General features: G+C 72.8%; 15 protein-coding genes. 9 read left to right on the top strand and 6 right to left on the bottom strand.

Annotation, left to right across the window (positions count from 1 at the left end; translation table 11 throughout):
- Genes E1281_RS39890 through E1281_RS01220 form a run of 4 tightly spaced genes read left to right on the top strand, consistent with a single transcriptional unit; the run spans nucleotide 1 to nucleotide 3,809 of the window.
- Nucleotides 1–834 (top strand): VOC family protein, encoded by an 834-nt coding sequence (locus E1281_RS39890; protein ID WP_165958735.1) that lies wholly within the window; start codon nucleotides 1–3, stop codon nucleotides 832–834.
- Nucleotides 831–1,682, top strand: a complete 852-nt coding sequence (locus tag E1281_RS01230) for an amidohydrolase family protein (protein ID WP_131875225.1) — start codon at nucleotides 831–833, stop codon at nucleotides 1,680–1,682. Before E1281_RS39890 ends, E1281_RS01230 begins: the two co-directional genes overlap by 4 nt.
- A 13-nt stretch (nucleotides 1,683–1,695) precedes the next feature.
- Nucleotides 1,696–2,772: a Gfo/Idh/MocA family oxidoreductase gene (locus E1281_RS01225; protein ID WP_131875224.1), complete on the top strand. Its 1,077-nt coding sequence runs from the start codon at nucleotides 1,696–1,698 to the stop codon at nucleotides 2,770–2,772.
- Nucleotides 2,769–3,809, top strand: coding sequence for a LacI family DNA-binding transcriptional regulator (locus E1281_RS01220; RefSeq protein ID WP_131875223.1), 1,041 nt, complete (start codon nucleotides 2,769–2,771; stop codon nucleotides 3,807–3,809). Before E1281_RS01225 ends, E1281_RS01220 begins: the two co-directional genes overlap by 4 nt.
- Before the next feature lie 113 nt (nucleotides 3,810–3,922).
- Here the strand turns inward: E1281_RS01220 and E1281_RS01215 are convergent, their stop codons facing one another.
- The 3 genes from E1281_RS01215 to E1281_RS01205 form a co-directional block, all read right to left on the bottom strand.
- Nucleotides 3,923–6,250: a hypothetical protein gene (locus E1281_RS01215; RefSeq protein WP_131875222.1), complete on the bottom strand. Its 2,328-nt coding sequence runs from the start codon at nucleotides 6,248–6,250 to the stop codon at nucleotides 3,923–3,925.
- 294 nt (nucleotides 6,251–6,544) lie between these two features.
- Entirely contained in the window at nucleotides 6,545–8,164 is a 1,620-nt protein-coding gene (locus E1281_RS01210) for an anibiotic ABC transporter (RefSeq protein ID WP_131875221.1), read from the bottom strand.
- Nucleotides 8,161–9,081 carry an ABC transporter ATP-binding protein gene (locus tag E1281_RS01205; protein WP_131875220.1) on the bottom strand — a complete coding sequence of 307 codons (921 nt, stop codon included), beginning with the start codon at nucleotides 9,079–9,081 and terminating at the stop codon, nucleotides 8,161–8,163. The genes E1281_RS01210 and E1281_RS01205 overlap by 4 nt, the downstream gene beginning before the upstream one ends.
- Before the next feature lie 128 nt (nucleotides 9,082–9,209).
- Here E1281_RS01205 and E1281_RS01200 point away from each other — a divergent pair, with 128 nt between their 5' ends.
- The 4 genes from E1281_RS01200 to E1281_RS01185 all read left to right on the top strand — a co-directional run bounded on the left by E1281_RS01200 (nucleotide 9,210) and on the right by E1281_RS01185 (nucleotide 13,606).
- Complete coding sequence (locus E1281_RS01200) at nucleotides 9,210–9,983, top strand: TetR family transcriptional regulator (protein ID WP_131875219.1); 774 nt, start codon at nucleotides 9,210–9,212, stop codon at nucleotides 9,981–9,983.
- Nucleotides 9,984–10,236: 253 nt separating this feature from the next.
- Entirely contained in the window at nucleotides 10,237–11,340 is a 1,104-nt protein-coding gene (locus tag E1281_RS01195) for a diacylglycerol kinase (RefSeq protein ID WP_131875218.1), read from the top strand.
- 13 nt (nucleotides 11,341–11,353) lie between these two features.
- A complete protein-coding gene (locus E1281_RS01190; protein WP_131875217.1) occupies nucleotides 11,354–12,091 on the top strand; it encodes a glucose 1-dehydrogenase in 738 nt (245 codons plus the stop codon).
- Between the two features lie 27 nt (nucleotides 12,092–12,118).
- Nucleotides 12,119–13,606, top strand: a complete 1,488-nt coding sequence (locus E1281_RS01185; protein WP_131875216.1) for an FAD-binding protein — start codon at nucleotides 12,119–12,121, stop codon at nucleotides 13,604–13,606.
- 24 nt (nucleotides 13,607–13,630) lie between these two features.
- Here the strand turns inward: E1281_RS01185 and E1281_RS01180 are convergent, their stop codons facing one another.
- From E1281_RS01180 to E1281_RS01170, 3 genes are read right to left on the bottom strand one after another with little or no spacing between them, the layout of a single operon-like run.
- Nucleotides 13,631–14,041, bottom strand: a complete 411-nt coding sequence (locus E1281_RS01180) for an organic hydroperoxide resistance protein (protein WP_131875215.1) — start codon at nucleotides 14,039–14,041, stop codon at nucleotides 13,631–13,633.
- Nucleotides 14,042–14,097: 56 nt separating this feature from the next.
- Nucleotides 14,098–14,877 carry an IclR family transcriptional regulator gene (locus E1281_RS01175; protein ID WP_131875214.1) on the bottom strand — a complete coding sequence of 260 codons (780 nt, stop codon included), beginning with the start codon at nucleotides 14,875–14,877 and terminating at the stop codon, nucleotides 14,098–14,100.
- Nucleotides 14,878–14,934: 57 nt separating this feature from the next.
- Nucleotides 14,935–16,590, bottom strand: coding sequence for an FAD-dependent oxidoreductase (locus E1281_RS01170; protein ID WP_131875213.1), 1,656 nt, complete (start codon nucleotides 16,588–16,590; stop codon nucleotides 14,935–14,937).
- Between the two features lie 202 nt (nucleotides 16,591–16,792).
- Here E1281_RS01170 and E1281_RS01165 point away from each other — a divergent pair.
- A partial coding sequence (locus E1281_RS01165) for an isocitrate lyase/PEP mutase family protein (RefSeq protein WP_131875212.1) occupies nucleotides 16,793–17,643 on the top strand: 851 nt, incomplete at its 3' end.

Genomic DNA, 17,643 nt, shown 5'->3' with positions numbered 1-17,643 from the left:
GTGCTCGGCGCGGTCTGGCACTTCAGCTTCCACGTCTCCGACCTCGACCGGTCGGTCGCGTTCTACCGCGACGTCCTGGGCATGGAACTCGTGCACGTCCAAGAGCAGGACAACGCCTACACGCGGTCGCTCGTCGGCTACCCCGACGCGCGCCTTCGCGTGGCGCAACTCGCGGTCCCGGGGCGGGAGGCGCACGTCAGCACCCACGATCTGGAGCTGGTGGAGTACGTGGTCCCGCGCGGTGAGCGCCAGGACTCCGCCCGCCACCATCCCGGCGCCGCCCACCTGGCGTTCGCGGTCGACGACATCGACGCCGAGCACGACCGGCTCACCGCCCTCGGCGTCCGGTTCGTCTCGCCGCCCAACCGCATCACCGAGGGCGCCAACACCGGCGGCGCGGCCTGCTACTTCCTGGACCCCGACGACATCACGCTCGAACTCGTCCAGCCGCCGCCGCACCGCGCGCCGCCGCCGACCGGGAGGCCGCCCACGCGGGTCGCGCTGCACAGCGTCCTGCGCGAGGGGCGCGGAGACGACTACGAGCGCGAGCACGCCGCCGTCCCGGACGACCTCCTCGCCGCGCTGCGCCGGGCGGGGATACGGGACTGGACGATCTGGCGCAGCGGACGCCACCTGTTCCACCTGGTCGACGCGGACGACCTCGCGCGGGCCGGGGAGATCCTCGCCGGCGACCCCGCCGACCGGGCGTGGCAGGAGCACATGGCCGCGTTCGTCGACCGCTTCGAGCCGGGGCGGGACGAGCGGACGGGCGCGCTGGCGAAGGTGTGGACCCTGCGTGAGCAGGCGCCCGTCCCCGGAGAGGACCATCCGTGATCATCGACGCCCACCAGCACTTCTGGAATCTCGACCGGGTCGCCTACCCGTGGCTGACGCCCGACCAGGGCCCCATCCACCGGACGTTCGAGGAAGGCGACCTGCAGCCCGACATGGACGCCTGCGGCGTCGAGGGGACGGTGCTCGTCCAGGCCGCCGACTCCTACGCCGACACCGACTACATGCTGGAGGTCGCCGACCGCTGGCCGCGTGTCCGGGCGGTCGTCGGCTGGGTGCCGCTCACCCGCCCCGACGAGGCCGCGGCGGCGCTCGACCGCTACCGGCGGGACCCCCGCTACGTCGGCGTCCGGCACCTCATCCACGACGAGCCGGACCCGGACTGGCTGCTGCGGCCCGAGGTGCGGGAGGGCCTGGACGCGCTGGCCGAGCGGGAGCTGGCCTTCGACGTGGTCGCCGTCCTGCCCCGCCACCTGGAGCACGTCCCGCTCCTCGCCGAACGGCATCCGGAGCTGCGGCTGGTGATCGACCACCTCGCCAAGCCGCCGATCGCCGGACGCGGCCGCGAGCCGTGGGCCGGCCTCCTCGCTCGCGCCGCCCGCCACCCGAACGTGTACGCCAAGGTGTCGGGCCTGAACACGGCCGCCGACCCGGAGACCTGGACGGCCGCCGTCCTGCGCCCCTACGTCGAACACGCGCTGGAGCTGTTCGGCGCCGGGCGGCTGATGTTCGGCGGGGACTGGCCCATATCCGTCCTCGCCGGCGGTTACCGCAAGGTGTGGGACGAGACCGTGAAGCTTCTCGACGACCTGGCGATCCCCCCGGGGGACCGGGCCCGTCTCCTCGGCGGGACCGCCGCCGACTTCTACCGCATCCCCGACCCCGTCTGACTGGAGCCGCCCCATGCTCGACCTGTTCGTCCCGATCGCCGACGAGACCCGGATCTCGGTGCCGGCCGGCCACCGCCGGCCGATCGCCGTCGCCGGTGCGGGCGCGATCGTCGACGTCGCGCACCTGCCCGCCTACCGCTCGCACGACCTGCCCGTCCGCGGTATCTATGACCTCGACCGGGGCCGTGCGGAGGAGGTCGCCGCCCGGCACGGCGTCCCCCGCGTCTACGACTCCCTCGACGACCTGCTCAAGGACGAGGACGTCGAGGTGGTCGACGTCGCCGTCGTCCCGCACGCGCAGCCGGGGATCGCCCGCGCCGCGCTGGAGGCGGGCAAGCACGTGCTGTGCCAGAAGCCGCTCGCCCCCGATCTCGCCGAGGCCCGGCGGCTCGCCGGGCTCGCGGAGGAGCGGGACCGGCGGCTGGCGGTCAACCAGCAGCTCCGCTGGGACGAGGGGATCGCCGCGGCCCGCGCCATGGTCCGCGCCGGCTGGATCGGGACGCCCACCGCGATGTCGTTCACCGTCGACGTCGACACCGACTGGAGCGGCTGGTCATGGCTCGTCCGCTCCGAGCGGCTCGAGATCATGTACCACTCGATCCACTACCTCGACGCGGTCCGCAGCATCCTGGGCGACCCGGTCCGCGTCTTCTGCGCCGCGTCCCGCACCCCGGGGCAGAAGGAGGCGGGCGAGTCCCGCACGATGAGCACCCTGCTGTTCGAGGGCGGCGCGCGGGCGATCCTGCACGTCAACCACGAGAACCGCACCGGCGACCCCCGCGCCGAGTTCCGGATCGACGGCGACGAGGGGGCGATACGCGGCACGCTCGGGCTGCTGTACGACTACCCGCACGGCCGTCCCGACACCCTGGAGGTGTCCAGCTCCGCGGCGCCCACCGACGGATGGACCGCCTACCCCGTGACCGAGCGCTGGATACCCGGCGCCTTCGCCGGCCCCATGGCCGGGCTGCTCCGCTGGATCGCCGAGGACGAGCCGTCTCCCACCGCGGCGCGTGAGAATCTCGGTACGTTGGGACTTGTCGAGGCTCTGTACGAATCCATCAACAGCGGTGAGGCGCAGGCATTGTGACCCAGTCGACCGGGGGAGGTCGTCCGCGCACCCGCCGGGTGACGCTCGCCGACGTCGCGCGCAGGGCGGGCGTTGACAAGGCCGTCGTGTCGCGCGTCGTCAACGACGATCCGCTGCTGAACATCCGCCCCGAGACGCGGGCCCGGGTGACGGCGGCGCTCAAGGAGCTCGACTACCGGCCGAACGTGGCGGCGCGCAGCCTGCGCACGGCGCGGGCCGGGACCATCGGGCTGTTCATCCCCGACTTCGCCAACCCGGTCTACGCCGAGATCATCACCGGTGCGGAGACCGCGGCCGCGGAGCGCGGCTGCGCCCTGATGGTCGGTTCGTCCACCGCCGGAGGCGGCGGCGCGCAGAGCTACCTCGACCTGCTCGGCCAGGGCCGCGTCGACGGGCTGCTGCTGGCCGGGGGGACGATCGCCGACGAGGAGCAGGCCACGCTGGCCGACCGCGGCCTACCGTGGCTGTTCGTCAACCGCCGCGGCCCCGAGGCGGGACGGCACGTCATCCTCGACGACGTCCTCGGAGCCCGGATGGCCGTCGACCACCTGCTCGACCTCGGTCATCGCCGCATCGCCCACGTCGGCGGGCCTGCAGGGGCCGACACCGCGCACCGCCGCCGCGACGGCTACGCGACCGCGCTGCGCCGGGTCGGCGTCGAGGAGGATCCGCGGCTCGTCGTCCAGGGCAGCTACGGACCCGAGGGCGGCGCGCAGGCCGCACGCCGCCTCCTCGACGACCCCGAGCCGCCGACCGCGCTCTTCGTCGCCAACGTCACCTCCGCGATCGGGGTGCTCAGCGCTCTGCGCGCCCGCGGCATCACGGTGCCGGGGGAGATGTCGGTGATCGCGGTGCACGACCTGCCGCTGGCCGAGCACCTCATCCCGCCGCTGACCACGGTGCGGATGCCGCTGCGCGCACTCGGCGCCCGCGCGACCAGGCTGCTGCTGTCGGTACCGGCCGACCATCCCGTCGAGGAGATCGTGCGCGAGCCGATCGAGCTGGTCGTCAGGCAATCCACCGCCAGGCCCGGCTAGAAGCCGGAGACGCCGGGCCGGACCGGAAGAAGCGAACCCGCAGAACGGCCCCGCAGAACAAGGCCGCGGTGCCCGGTCCGGGCACCGCGGCCTCTTCCGCGTCTACGGCGCGGTCATTCGACGCCGAGAGCGCGCTCGCCGAGCCGCCGGACGTCGGTCCCCGGCTTTCCGTCGACGCCCTGGAACCGGAATGACGGGTAGGGGCGGTCGGCCCGTTCGAGCACGTAGGAGCGTCCCTCCCGGACCTGGAACCCGATCACCGCGCCGCCGGTCGGCCCGGCGACCGGCCGGCCCCGCCCGGTCTCGCCGTCGACGACCCGGATCCGCTGACCCGGCCAGGGGTTGGCGACCTTGAGCGCGCCGTCGCTCCCGGCCTCGATCCCGACGAGGTTCGGCTCGCCGTCGCGCACCTCGGTGCTGACCCGGTGGCCGCCCTCGACCTGCACGGACCCGGCGGCGTTCCAGCCCTCCGGCCACGCGGACGCGATCCGGACGACGCCCTCGTACGACTGGACGAGCGACTCCTGCAGCGACGACCCGACCACGGCGTTCCAGCCGTTGTAGTAGTTCGTCATCTCCGCCGGGTCGTCGCCGATGCTGTGCGAACCGAACCCGTTCGGGAAGATCTGGAAGTCCCCGGTGCCCTTGACGAGCAGGCTCCGCATCTCCCCGCCCAGCCCGAGCCGGGCGGCGAGCAGCGCGTCCTCCGCCCACTCCCGCGTGTTCACGAACACCCGGTTGCGGAACGTCGCCTGCATGAGTCCGGAGTCCCGGCCGTAGAGGCCCCAGGGGAACAGCGGCTCGGTGTCGGGGTTCTGCGTGTTGCGCGCCTCCTCATCCGTGGCGGACCAGGCGATCACCCGCTCGCCGTTGCGGGTGACGGTGCGGAAGTCCGGGATCTTCGCCAGGGCGGCGCGCAGCTCACGCGCCAGACCCCGGTCGCCCCGCCGGTCCGCCTGCTTCGCGATCATCGGGAAGATCACCCGCATGGCGGCGAGGTCGGGGGCGGGGTCGGTGGCGTCCCACTGGGTCTCCATGGCGTTCACGTTGTGGAGATGCAGCTTCCCGTCGTCGCCCTCCTCAAGGATCGACAGGTAGAAGCGCGCCACGTCCCGCATCAGCGGGTACGCCCTGTTCAGGATGCTGCGGTCCCCGGTGTAGCGGTACTGGAGCCACAGATTGTGGACGACCTCCGGGCCGGTCGTGACGATGCGGTTCAGCCAGTCCGGCGGTCGCTCGCTGTCGCACGCCTCCGCCGTGCCGTCGTACCGCAGGAACTCGGCCACGCAGACGCCCTCGGAGCCCTTCCAGTGCGCCCGCGTCCACTCCCGCATCTCCTCCAGCCGGTCGAGGTACAGCCGGAAGTACGGCTCGTTGAACTCCTCGGTGTCCGCGCCGAAGTTGGTGTAGACGGGCTGACGCAGGTTGAAGTGCCACCAGTGGTCGGCCGACCAGTGCACCTCGTCCCGCCACGGCGAGAACATGTTGATCACGCCGCCGTGGCTGCTCGGCACCGCCGAGCGCATCGTCGCGGCCGTCATGTAGAGCTGCTGCGCGCGCAGGTGCTCCATGTACTCGCCGACGCCGTCGCGCGAGGTGATCCGCATGGGCGCCGCGCCGTCCCAGAACCGGTGCCACCAGGCCCGGTGCTCGCGGTCGCCGCCGAAGGCGTCCCGGAGCGCCTTCGCAGCGGCCCTGCCGAGGTCGCCGCCGGTGTAGGCCGGGACGCCGGTGACGATGCGGAAGCGGCCGTCGCGCCGCGGCTTGAAGCTCAGCCGCACCGTCCTGTCGTCGACCACCTTCGCGGTGACGTCGCGTCCGTCGGCGGTCAGCGCCGCGACGGCGCCGGTGAGGCTGCCCGACTCCTCGTCCTCGAACGTCTCGGCCAGCGCCGCGACGCCGCCGCGCGCGTGGGCCGTCGGCGACCGTCCCTCCCACAGCCGCAGGTCGGCGGTCTGCACCCGGTCCGGGTCGGCGCCGGTCACCTCCAGGACGAACTGGTCGCGGCCGGCCCGCACGTAGCCGCGCGCGGACATCCCGCCCCCCTCCTGGGCCAGGTCGCCCTCGTACAGCCGCAGCCGTCCCCGGTAGTCGGACGCCTGCATCAGCGGACGGAGCCCGGGGACGGTCAGCTGCCCGGCCGACTTCAGGTCGGGGAAGGTGTCGGCGCGGTTGAACTGCGCCATGAACCCGTTCTCCGCCCACATGGCCGCGCCCAGGGTCCCGTTCCCGACCGGCATGCTCTGGTACGCCTGCCACGCCGGGCTCTTCAGCACGAAGTCCGACCTGGACACGACTCCGGCCGTGTCGACCTGAAGCGCTCCGTTCCGCCATGCCGTGGTCTGCCGGGCCGCGGGCGCGTCCGCGGCCGCCGGGACGCTCGTCGCCACGAGCACCCCGGCCGCGAGCACCGCCAGCGCGGCCTTCCGGCTCCGCCTCATTTTCCCGGTCCTGTCAACGGTCCTCGTCCTGTCACCGGACCTCCTGAGTCAATCGATTGACTAAATTTTCCCATGAGACTCCCGGTTCGACAAGATCCAGATCACCGTCCCCGTGAGGTTTCGCCCCCGCGCGGTGTCACGCCTTCCGCGTGGCGGCCGGATGCCGGTGAACACCGGCAGCAGCGCGGTGCCCGCGAGGTAGCGCCTCGACCTGGCCCGCGAGAGTTCCAGAGCCCGGCTCACCGGTGGCGACCGGCCCCCGCTTCCGTCGGACCGCGGGGGCCGGTGCGCGGGTCAGAACGTCAGGTCCCGGCGGCGGAAGGAGGCCAGGCCGGCGGCGGTCAGGGCGGCGGCGCCCGCGGCCAGCGCGGCCAGCGGCAGCAGGGTCAGGTCGGACGACGGCAGCGCCGGCGTGTGGGTGAACGGCGACAGGTTCGAGGCCCACTGCGGGAGCTCCAGGATCGGGCCGACCTGCCCGATGAGCAGGCACCCGGCCAGCGCCGTCCAGGAGATCGCCACCGACCACTTCGGGAGCAGTCCGATCGCCGCGACGACGAACCCGGCCAGCGCCAGCGTCGCGGGCAGCTGCACCATGGACGCCCCGAGCAGCGCGGGCACCCTGTCGAGGGAGCCGGCCGCGGCCGCGAACGCCAGGCCGCAGGCCAGGCCGTTCACGGCGAGCACGGCGGCGGTGCCGAGCATCGCGCACGCGACGTGCGCGGCCATCCAGCGCGGCCGGCTCACCGCCGTGGCCAGCACTCCCTCCAGCGGGCCGGTCTCCTCGGCCCGCATGCGCAGCAGCGCCTGGACGGTGTATCCGGCGACGACCACGCCGGTGAGGCTCGCCATCGCGGCGAAGTAGGCGTCCACCAGGTCGCCCGATCCGCCGAGCCGGCCGATCACCTCGGTCAGGTCGTCGCTGGTGCCCAGCAGTTCCTCGGCCTGGTCGCCGACCGCGCCCAGCATCCCGCCCACCACCAGCATCCCGGCCGCCCAGCCGTACAGGACGCCGCGCTGCAGCCGCCAGGCCAGCCCCAGCGGGCTGAGCAGACCGCGCGGGGCGGTGGCCGGGCCGCGGCTCACCGGCAGCATCCCGGTGCCCACGTCGCGGTGGTCGGTGAGCCGGTACGCGGTCACGGCCAGCGCCGCCACCAGCGCGGCGTGCAGGAGGAGCGGCCAGAGCCGGTCGGCGGCGTACGGCTCGGTGCGCTGCGCCCAGCCGAGCGGTGAGAGCCAGGACGGCCACAGGCTGGTCACCCGCAGGCCGCCGGGCTCGGCCGACGCGAGGCCGTCGCCGGCGCCGCGCAGCAGGAAGGCCAGCCCGAGGACGGCCGCGGCGATGCCGTTGGCGGTCCGCGCGCTCTCGGTGACCTGCGCGGTCACGGCGGCGACGCCCGCGAAGGCGGCGCCGGTCGCGCCGATCGCGGCGCCCAGGAGCAGCGAGCCGGCGGCGGGCAGCCCGCCGGCGGCCAGCACGGCGGCCGTCAGCACCGCCAGCAGCGCGTTGGCGCCGAGCGTGACCAGCAGCGCGGCCGTCAGCACCGCGTGCCGTCCGACGATCATCGAGCCGATCATCTCGGCCCGTCCGGTCTCCTCGTTCTGCCGGGTGTGCCGCACCACCATCAGGATGCTCATCAGCCCGGTGAGGATGGCGAGGAGGGAGAAGGTCTCGGCGACGATGATGCCGCCCTGGCCCGGTTCCGGGACGACGCCGTTGAAGACCCGGGAGACCGCGCTGGAGGCGTTCGAGCGGGCGTAGGCGGCCTGCTCCTCCTCGGTCTGGTAGAGGCCGGAGATGCTGGAGGCCACCGCTCCCGTGACGGCGGACAGGCCGAGCAGCCACAGCGGCGTCTGCACACGGTCGCGGCGCAGCGCCAGGCGCGCCAGGCGGAGGGTGCCGGTGAACGTCGTCATCGGACGCTCTCCACCGTGGCCGGGTCCTGGTCGTCGTAGTGCCGCATGAACAGCTCTTCGAGCGTGGGCGGATGGCTGGTGAGGTCCCACACGCCGTGCTCGGCGAGATACCGGTGGACGTCCGCCAGCGCGCCGGTCTCCACCTCGAAGGTCGCCCTGGTCCCGTCGCCGTCCTCGACGCGCAGGTCGTGCACGCCTTCGAAGCGGTCCAGCTCGGTGAGCGGCAGCGCGGTCAGCACGGACACCGTCGTCCGGGTCAGGTGGCGCAGCTCGGCCAGCGTGCCGGACTCGACCGTGCGACCGTCGCGGATGATGGACACGCCGTCGCACAGCTTCTCCACCTCGGCGAGGATGTGGCTGGAGAGCAGCACGGTGTGGCCGCGCCCCTTCACCTCGGCCACGCACTCCTGGAACACCGACTCCATCAGCGGGTCCAGACCGGACGTGGGCTCGTCCAGGATGTACAGCTCCACGTCGGACGAGAACGCCGCCACCAGCGCCACCTTCTGCCGGTTGCCCTTGGAGTAGGTGCGGCACTTCTTGGTCGGGTCGAGCTGGAAGCGCCGGACGAGCTCGTCGCGGCGGGCGTGGTCGAGCCCGCCGCGCAGGGAGCCGAACAGGTCGATCGCCTCCCCGCCGGACAGGTTGCCCCACAGGTTGACGTCGCCCGGGACGTAGGCCAGCCGGCGGTGCAGTTCGACCGCGTCCCGCCACGGGTCGCCGCCGAGCATGCTCACCTCGCCGGAGTCGCGGCGCAGCAGGCCCAGCAGCACCCGGATGGTGGTCGACTTCCCCGCGCCGTTCGGGCCCAGGAAGCCGTGGACCTCGCCCGTGCGGACGGTGAGATCCAGCTTGTCGAGCGCCCGCACGTCGCCGAAGCTCTTGGTCAGTTCGCTTACACGGATCGCGTCGGACATGCGCGATGGGGTCCTCTCTCTGTCGTGACCGGCCGTCCCGCCCGTGGACGTCGCTGTCCTGACCGCCGGTCAGTTACCGATGGTAGACGGTCGCCCACGCGCCCGGCCAATCCGGTTACGTTGAAACGGTGAACGACAAGAAGTCGCCGGACACGCGGGGGCGGATCCTGGAGACCGCGCTGGACCTGTTCTCCGAACGCGGCTACCAGGGCAGCTCGATGCGGGAGATCGCCGACCGGCTGGACATCACCAAGGCCACCGTCTTCTACCACTTCCCGTCCAAGGCCGTCCTGCTGGCGACGCTGTGCGAGCCGCTGTCGGAGGACCTGGAGGACGTGCTCGCCCGCGCGCGGCCCGCCGACGACCTGGTGCGGTTCCGGCGCGAGCTGATCGAGGGCACGCTCGACGTCTACATCCGCAACCGCAAGGTCCTTTACGTGCTCATACAGGACCTGACGATGCTGGCGCAGGACGGTACGTTCCGGCGTCTCATCTCCCTGATGGAGCGGATCCACGGCGCTTTCGCCGGCCCGTCTCCGGACATCAGCGTCCGGATCCGCGCGGTGCAGATCTTCGCGATGCTCGGCGACCCGGTCTTCCTCTGCCGCGACGTGCCGGTCGCCCGGCTGCGCGCGGAGATCCTGGCCGGGGTGTGGGCCCTGCTCGACGAGCCCACCACGGCCGGACTGGTCACGCGGGAGGAGGCGGACCTGGGCCCGCGCATCCCTCCGCCCGCCAGGCGGCGGGCCGGCCGGCCCAGCGTGATGAGCGAGGAGAAGGCAGAACTCGCCCGGCGCATGTACGCGGAGGGCGTCCACGGCGTCGCCGAGATCGCCGAACGGCTGGGCGTCTCCCGCGCCACGGTCTACCGCCACCTGGGCGAACGCGCCGGATCCCGGTGATTGTGAGTCAATTTTGAGACGGTATCGCGACAATTTCTGAGACGCCGCCGTCGCCCGGCGGTCCGACGCCTGGCCGCTCGGGAAATTTGGACGCGGCTATTGCGGGGCGCCCGGCGCGCCCAATAAGGTGGACAAGTGTCCAGTCAGCTGACCAGTCGCGCTCCGCGTGGGTGACCGGCCGGGTCGCCGGCCTCGCCCGGATGACCTGCGTGACCGGCGTCGTCCCCTCTGAGGAGCACCCCCGAGGAGCACCATGGCCATCCGCGTCCTTCATGTCGCGACCGGGAACGTCGGGCGCATCGCCTTGGCGCAGTTGATCGAGGATCCTCGGTTCGAGCTGGTGGGGCTGGTCGTGTCGAGCCCCGAGAAGGTCGGGCGGGACGCCGGTGAGCTCGCCGGGCTCGGCGTGGCGACGGGTGTGGCGGCCACCGATGATCTGGACGCGGCGCTGGCCGCGCGGCCGGAGTGCACGGTCTACTGCGCGCTCGCCGAGACCCGGTTGTTCGAGGCGCTCGACGACGTCCGGAAGGTTCTCGCCTCGGGCAGCAACGTCGTCGCCTCCTCGCCGGTGCCGCTGATGTACCCGTGGGGCGTGCTGCCGGACCGCATGATCGAGCCGGTCGAGGACGCCTGCCGGGAGGGCGGGGTGAGCCTCTTCGCCACCGGCGTGGACCCCGGGTGGGTCAACGACCTGCTGCCCTTCGCGATCGCGAGCACATGCCAGCGGGTGGAGCAGGTGCGCTGCTCGGAGATCGCGGATTACGCGACCTACGACGGCAGCGAGGTCGTGTTCGGCTTCATGGGGTTCGGCCGGCCGGTGGGGGACCTGCCGACGATGTTCAAGCCGGGGATCCTGGCGGCGTCCTGGGGCGTCAGCCTCCGGATGCTGGCCCGGGGCTTCGGGTTCGAGCTCGACGAGATCACCGAGTGGTTCGAGCAGGAGCCCGCGCCGGAGGCGTTCGACGTGGCGGCCGGGCACGTCCCCGCCGGGGGAGTGGCGGCCATGCGGTTCCAGATCCGCGGTGTGGTGGGCGGCGAGGACGTCCTCGTCATCGACCACACGACCCGGCTGCGCGATGACCTGCGTCCCGACTGGCCCCGCCCGGCGCAGGACGGCGGCTCCTACCGGGTCGAGATCGTCGGGGAGCCGTCCTACCGGGTGGACGTCTGCCCGAGCAGCGCCAAGGGGGACCACAACTACGCGGCGATCGCGGCCGGGGCCGGGCGCATCGTCAACGCGATCCCCGACGTCGTCGCGGCGCCGCCGGGGCTCCGGACGCCGCTCGACCTGCCGTTCAACACCGCCCGCGGCGTGTTCGCGCGGGCACTGGCCGGCCGACCGGCACTGGCCGACTGAGAGGACACCGGCGATGGGACGTGTGGACGGGAAGGTCGCGCTGATCAGCGGGGGAGCGCGCGGCATCGGAGCGGCCAGTGCGCGTGCGCTGGCCGCCGAGGGCGCCAAGGTCGTGATCGGCGACATCCTCGACGACGCCGGCGAGGCCGTCGCGGACGAGCTGGGCGACGCGGGCCGCTACGTGCACCTCGACGTGACGCGCGCCGAGGACTGGACGGCCGCCGTCCAGACCACCGTCGCCGAGTTCGGCTCCCTGAACGTGCTCTTCAACAACGCGGGGATCGCCAACGGCGCGTCCATCAACCGGTTCACGCTGGAGAAGTGGCAGCGGATCATCGACGTCAACCTCACCGGCCCGTTCCTCGGCATCCGCGCGGCCACCGACGCGCTGATCGAGGCCGGAGGCGGCGCGATCATCAACAACTCGTCCATCGAGGGCCTTCGCGGCACCTCCTGGGCGCACGGCTACGTGGCCTCGAAATGGGGCCTGCGCGGCCTGACCAAGTCGGTCGCCGTCGAACTCGCCCCGCACGGTATCCGGGTCAACTCGCTGCACCCCGGCCTGATCCGCACCCCGATCACCGAAGGCATCCCGGACGACATGGTCCCGATCCCGCTCGGACGCCCCGGGCAGCCCGAGGACGTCGCCTCCTTCGTGGTGTTCCTCGCCGGCGACGAGTCGTCCTTCGCCACCGGATCCGAGTTCGTCATCGACGGGGGCACCGTCAGCCAGATTCCGCACAAGAGCTGACCGCTCACGGCATTGAGGCAAGGATCGATGGACGCACACTCCGCCCCGGGACTCGCCGTCCCCGAGGTGATACCGGCTTCGGACCTCGCCGGAGGCGCCGAGCGGTTCGACGTGGTCGTGGTGGGCTTCGGGATCGCCGGAGGCTGTGCCGCGCTGGAGGCCGCGCGGTCGGGGGCCCGGGTGCTGCTCCTGGAGCGCGCCGCCGTCCACGGCGGGACGTCGAGCATGTCGGGCGGCCACTTCTACCTCGGCGGGGGAACCGCGGTCCAGGTGGCCACCGGCCACGACGACACGGTCGAGGCGATGGTGCGCTACCTGATGGCGAGCACCAAGGACCCCGACGAGGAGAAGATCCGGGCGTACTGCGAGGGCTCGGTCGAGCAGTTCCAGTGGCTGGAGGCGCTGGGGTTCGAGTTCGAGCGGTCCTACTTCCCCGGCAAGGCGGTGATCCAGCCCGGCACCGAGGGCCTGATGTTCACCGGGAACGAGAAGGTGTGGCCGTTCCGTGACGAGGTCCGGCCCGCGCCGAGGGGGCACAAGGTGCCCGTGCCCGGCGACACGGAAGGCACCAAGGTGGTGATGGACCTGCTGCGGGACCGGATCGAGGAGGCCGGGGTCGAGGTCCGCTACGAGACGGGCGCGACCAATCTGGTGGCCGCCGAGGACGGGACGGTCGCCGGCGTCGCGTGGCGGCGATTCGACCGGACCGGCGTCGTCGGCGCCGCCGGGGTGGTGATCGCCGCCGGCGGGTTCGTGATGAACGCGGACATGGTCGCCGCCTACACGCCCGCCCTCGGCGGGAAGCTGTTCACGCTCGGCGGCAGCTACGACGACGGGCTCGGAATCCGGCTGGGCCAGTCGGCCGGCGCCGCGCTGGAGCATATGGGCGAGCCCTTCATCACCGCGCCGTTCTACCCGCCGTCGTCGCTGGTGAAGGGCCTGATCGTCAACGACCGCGGCGAGCGGTTCGTGGCCGAGGACGGCTACCACGCGCGCACGTCGTACTTCGTCCTCCGGCAGCCGGGCGCGACGGCGTACCTGATCGCCGACAGCGCCCACATGGGGGAGCAGCGGATGCCGCTCGTGCCGCTGAAGGACGGTTACGAGACGATCGAGGAGATGGAGGCGGGCCTCAAGCTGCCCCGCGGCTCGCTCGCCCCGACGATGGCGCGCTACAACGAGCACGCCGCGCGCGGTGAGGACCCCGACTTCCACAAGCACCCCGACTGGCTGGCCCCGCAGACCGAGGGCCCCTGGGGCGTCTACGACCTGAGCCTCGGCACCGCCCTCTACGCCGGCTTCACGCTCGGCGGCATGGCCACCACGGTCGAGGGCGAGGTGCGGCGCGCCGACGGGTCCGTCGTCCCCGGGCTCTACGCGGCCGGAGCCTGCGCGTCCAACATCGCCCAGGACGGCGCCGGCTACTGCTCGGGGACCCAGCTCGGCGAGGGCTCGTTCTTCGGCCGCAGGGCCGGCCGGGCGGCCGCGGCGCGAGCGCGCCGCACATCGCGCTAGGAGCGGCCCAACCGCGTCACGCTCTCATTCGAGCACGAGCTCCACGGGGATGTTGCCGCGGGTGGCGTTGGAGTACGGGCAGACCTGGTGGGCGCGTTCCACCAGGTCGCGGCCGTTCTCCAGGTCGTCGGGCAGTTCGACCCGCAGGACGACGGTGAGTCCGAAGCCCTCCTTGCCGGTGTTCTTGCCGATGCCGACCTCGGCGGTCACCGAGACGTCGCGGACGTCCTGGCCGCTCCTGCGGGCCACGCCGCCGAGGGCGCTCGCGAAGCAGGCCGCGTAGCCGGCGGCGAAGAGCTGCTCGGGGTTGGTGCCGTCGCCGCTGCCGCCCATCTCCCGCGGCGGGGCGAGCGGCAGGTCGATGCGGCCGTCGGAGCTGACCGCGCGGCCGTCGCGCCCGTTGGCGGTGGCCACCGCGGTGTACTTGACGTCCATATGTCTCCTCCTGGTGATGGGTTCCTCAAGGATGGGGCTCGGGGTCGGTCGCGGGTTCAGTGGCCCAGGCGGGTCGACAGTCCGCGTGCGGCGGAGGTGACCTCCTCGATGATCTCCAGGAGGCGGCGGCCGCGGAATCCGGCGTTGACGCCGCCGAGGCTCAGCGTGGCGACGACGTCGTCCTGGGCGTCCCGGACGGGTGCGGCGACGGCGCCGACGCCGTAGAGGTAGTCTTCCTCGCTGATCGCGTAGCCGTCGCGGACCACGCCGTCGAGGCGCTCGCCTATCTCCCGGATGTCGGTGAGGGTGTGGGAGGTGTACGGGTCGAGGTCGCGGCCGAGCCACCGTTCGCGCAGCTCGTCGGAGTAGGCCAGCAGGACGACCGGTCCGGCCGCGGTGTGGTAGGGCAGGACCGTCCCGACTCCCACCGTGTTGACGCTGACCGGGTTGTTGCCCTGCCTGAGGTCGACGCAGATGGCGCCCTCCAGGCCGGGGATCATGAGGTAGGCGGTGTCGCCGAACCGGTCGGCGAGATGGCGCAGGAACGGCTCGGCCTCGTTGCGGAGGCTGAGGTCCGCGAGGGCGACCGCGCCCACCCGGAACGGCCGCATGGTGAGCCGGTAGGTGGCGCCGTCCCCCCGGGCCAGCCACCCCGCCCGGATCAGCGTCGCGGCCAGGCGGTGGACGGTGGTCTTGTTCATCCCCGTGGCCGACGTCAGATCGGTCAGGGTGAGGGACGGGTTCTCCCTGGTGAAGCACTCCATGAGCTGGCATGCCTTGAGGACCGAGCCCACGAGGTTCTTGGGGTCGATGTCCTCCTGGTCGTCGGGGTTCATCACCTCGGGCCCCTAGCGGAAACGCCGTGTTTCGTAATCCGGTACATGTTCCGGATCCTATCCGGCGCTCGCGACGGCGTGGGACGCGGCGGCGTAGGCGTAGGTGTAGTTGCGCGCGTTGGCGAGACCGGTGACGTAGCCCCGGAGCTCCTTGGTGGCGGCGGCGTTGCCGGTGGCGTACAGCCCCGCCACCGCGACGCCGTCGCGGCGCAGCACCCGCCCGTCGCCGTCGATCCACAGCCCGAGCGTGCCCATGCCGAATCCGACGATCGACAGGGGGAGAGCGTAGTACGGCGGAGTGGTGAGCGGCCCCAGGTTCGGGTTGGGCGCGTGGTCCGGGTCGCCGTAGGCCCGGCGGATGAACGGCAGGGTGCCGCGGCCGAAGTCGACGTCCTCGCCGCGCGCCGCGTGCTCGTTGAACCGGTCCAGGGTCGAGCGGAGTCCGCCCGGGTCGATGCCGGCGGCCTCGGCGAGTTCCCGCGGGGAGCCGCCCCGGATGACCTCGTCCGGCCAGGGATCACCGGGGCCGTAGGGGCCGAGCCGGTAACGGCGGCGGAACTCGTCGTCGGCGACGAACCAGCAGGGGTGGTTGGCCCAGCGTTTGCGGCGCCCGTCGTAGCGGCGCAGCGCACCGATCAGCGCCCCGTAGTAGCTCTCGTCGCCGAAGCGCTCCCCGTCGCGGTTCACGATCATCGAGTGCGGCAGGCCGAGGTGCTCCAGCAGCGGCCGGTGCAGGGGGACGTCTCCGCCCGGGTGGACCTCGCCGGGAAAGCGGAATCCGACGCTGAAGAACGGGTCCGCACCGCGCACGGTGGCCGCGCCCGCCCGCTGCGCCAGGAGCAGGCCGTCGCCGTCCACCACGGGCGGGGCCGACTCCACGAGCGCGGGGACGTCCTCCAGCTCGGCCGCGTCCGCCGCGCCGCCGTAGCCGCCCGCCGCGATGACGACCCCGCGCCGGGCCTGGACGGTGACGCGGCCGTCCGGCCCCTCGAGGACGGCGCCGGCGACGGCGTCGCCGTCCATCACCAGGTCGACGGCGCGGTGGTCGAGCAGGCAGGGGACGCCGCGCTCGGTCAGCGCCGCCCGGACGAAGGCTCCCGAGAGGCCGGAGCCGTGGGTGAGGAGGTCGCGTTCCGCGCCCTCCTCGCGGAGCCGCTCCAGTTTCCCGCGGTCGAGCGCGTGCGCGTACAGGTCGTTCCGGGACACGCCCGTCTCGTAGTACGGGCTGGGGCGGAGCCGGTCCCGCCAGGCTCCGAGGGACTCGCCTGGGACGACGCATTCCAGCAGCCGTCCCTCCTCGGTCGAGCCGGGCGCCGGGTGGTAGAGGTCGGGGCAGCCGCGGATCACCTCGAAGGGGATCCCCGCCTCGCCGTAGTAGCGGGTCGCCTCCACCGCGCGGCGGAGGTAGGCGCGGCGGGCCTCCCGGTCGACCGGACGGCCCTCGCCCTGCACGTGGTCGAGGTAGCTCTCGGTCGCGCTCAGCGAGTCGCCCGCCTGACCGCCGCCGTCGTCGTCGGCGCCGACCCAGACGAAGCCGCCGCTGTAGGCGGCGACGCCGCCGACCATGCCGGACCGTTCGGCGACCAGGACGTCGGCGCCGAGGTCGTGCGCCCGCACGGCCGCGGCGAGGCCGCCGAGGCCGCCTCCGACGCAGAGCACGTCGACGACCGGATCGACGGCGGGATCGACAGCCGGGTCGGCGGCGCGGTCCATGGGTCAACCCTCCTGCTTTGAAAGATGTTCCGGAATGTGGAACACCGCTGAGCTCGCCTCCGGTTCGGTGGCATCCAGGCCGGCAACCTGTTGACCAGCAACTCTGTCAGAATGATTCGCCGATGTGAACCCATTGACAGTCGAACGACTCAAATCTACGGTGAACGCGGAATCTATTCCGCAATCCGGAAAGGTGTTCTCGATGACGGCGACGCGTCTGCGTGAACTGATGGCCGGCGACGTGGTGTTCGCCCCCGGAGTCTGGGACGGGCTGACCGCGCGGCTGGCCGAGCAGGCCGGCTTCCCGGCCCTGTGCGCGTCGGGCTTCGCGATCTCCGCGTCGCTCGGCCTGCCGGACGCGGAGCTGTACACGATGTCGGAGAACCTCGACGCGGTCCGCCGGATCACCGAGGCGAGCGATCTCCCGGTGATCGCCGACATCGACACCGGCTACGGCAACGCCGTCAACGCCGCCCGCACCGCCCGCCGTTTCGCCGACGCGGGCGCGGCCGCGGTGTTCATGGAGGACCAGGAGTCCCCCAAGCGCTGCCCCATCTGCGTCGGCGACCCGGTCCCGGTGATCAGTACCGAAGAGGCCGCGGGGAAGATCCGGGCGGTGCGGGACGCGGTCGGCGAGCGCCTCGTCGTGATCGCCCGCACCGACACCACCGGCCGGGAGGCGCTGGAGCGCGCGGAGGCCTACACCGCCGCCGGCGCCGAGATGATCATGCCGGTCACCAAGACCTTCGCCTCTCCGGAGGAGTGGGCGGAGTGCGGCGAGCGGGCCGGCGTCCCGCTGATGGCCACCCTCACCGCGTCCACCTGGGTCGAGCGCGACTTCACGCCCGAGGTGCTGCGCGAGGTCGGCGTCCGGCTCGCGCTGCTGCCCACCCAGATCCTGCTCTCGGCGACCGGCGCCATGCGGGAGACGCTGCGGCGGCTGGAGTCCGGCGAGCCGCCGGCGCGGGTCAGCGCCGACGCGCTGCCGCACCACGACTTCGTCGACCTGATCGGGTTCGCCGAGGTGGAGCGGGCGCAGGCGAAGTACCTGCC

Source organism: Actinomadura sp. KC345 (genome assembly GCF_004348515.1).
Lineage (GTDB): Bacteria > Actinomycetota > Actinomycetes > Streptosporangiales > Streptosporangiaceae > Spirillospora.
The sequence above is the reverse complement of the archived record's forward strand: the minus strand, read 5'-3'. Positions and strand labels throughout refer to the sequence as shown.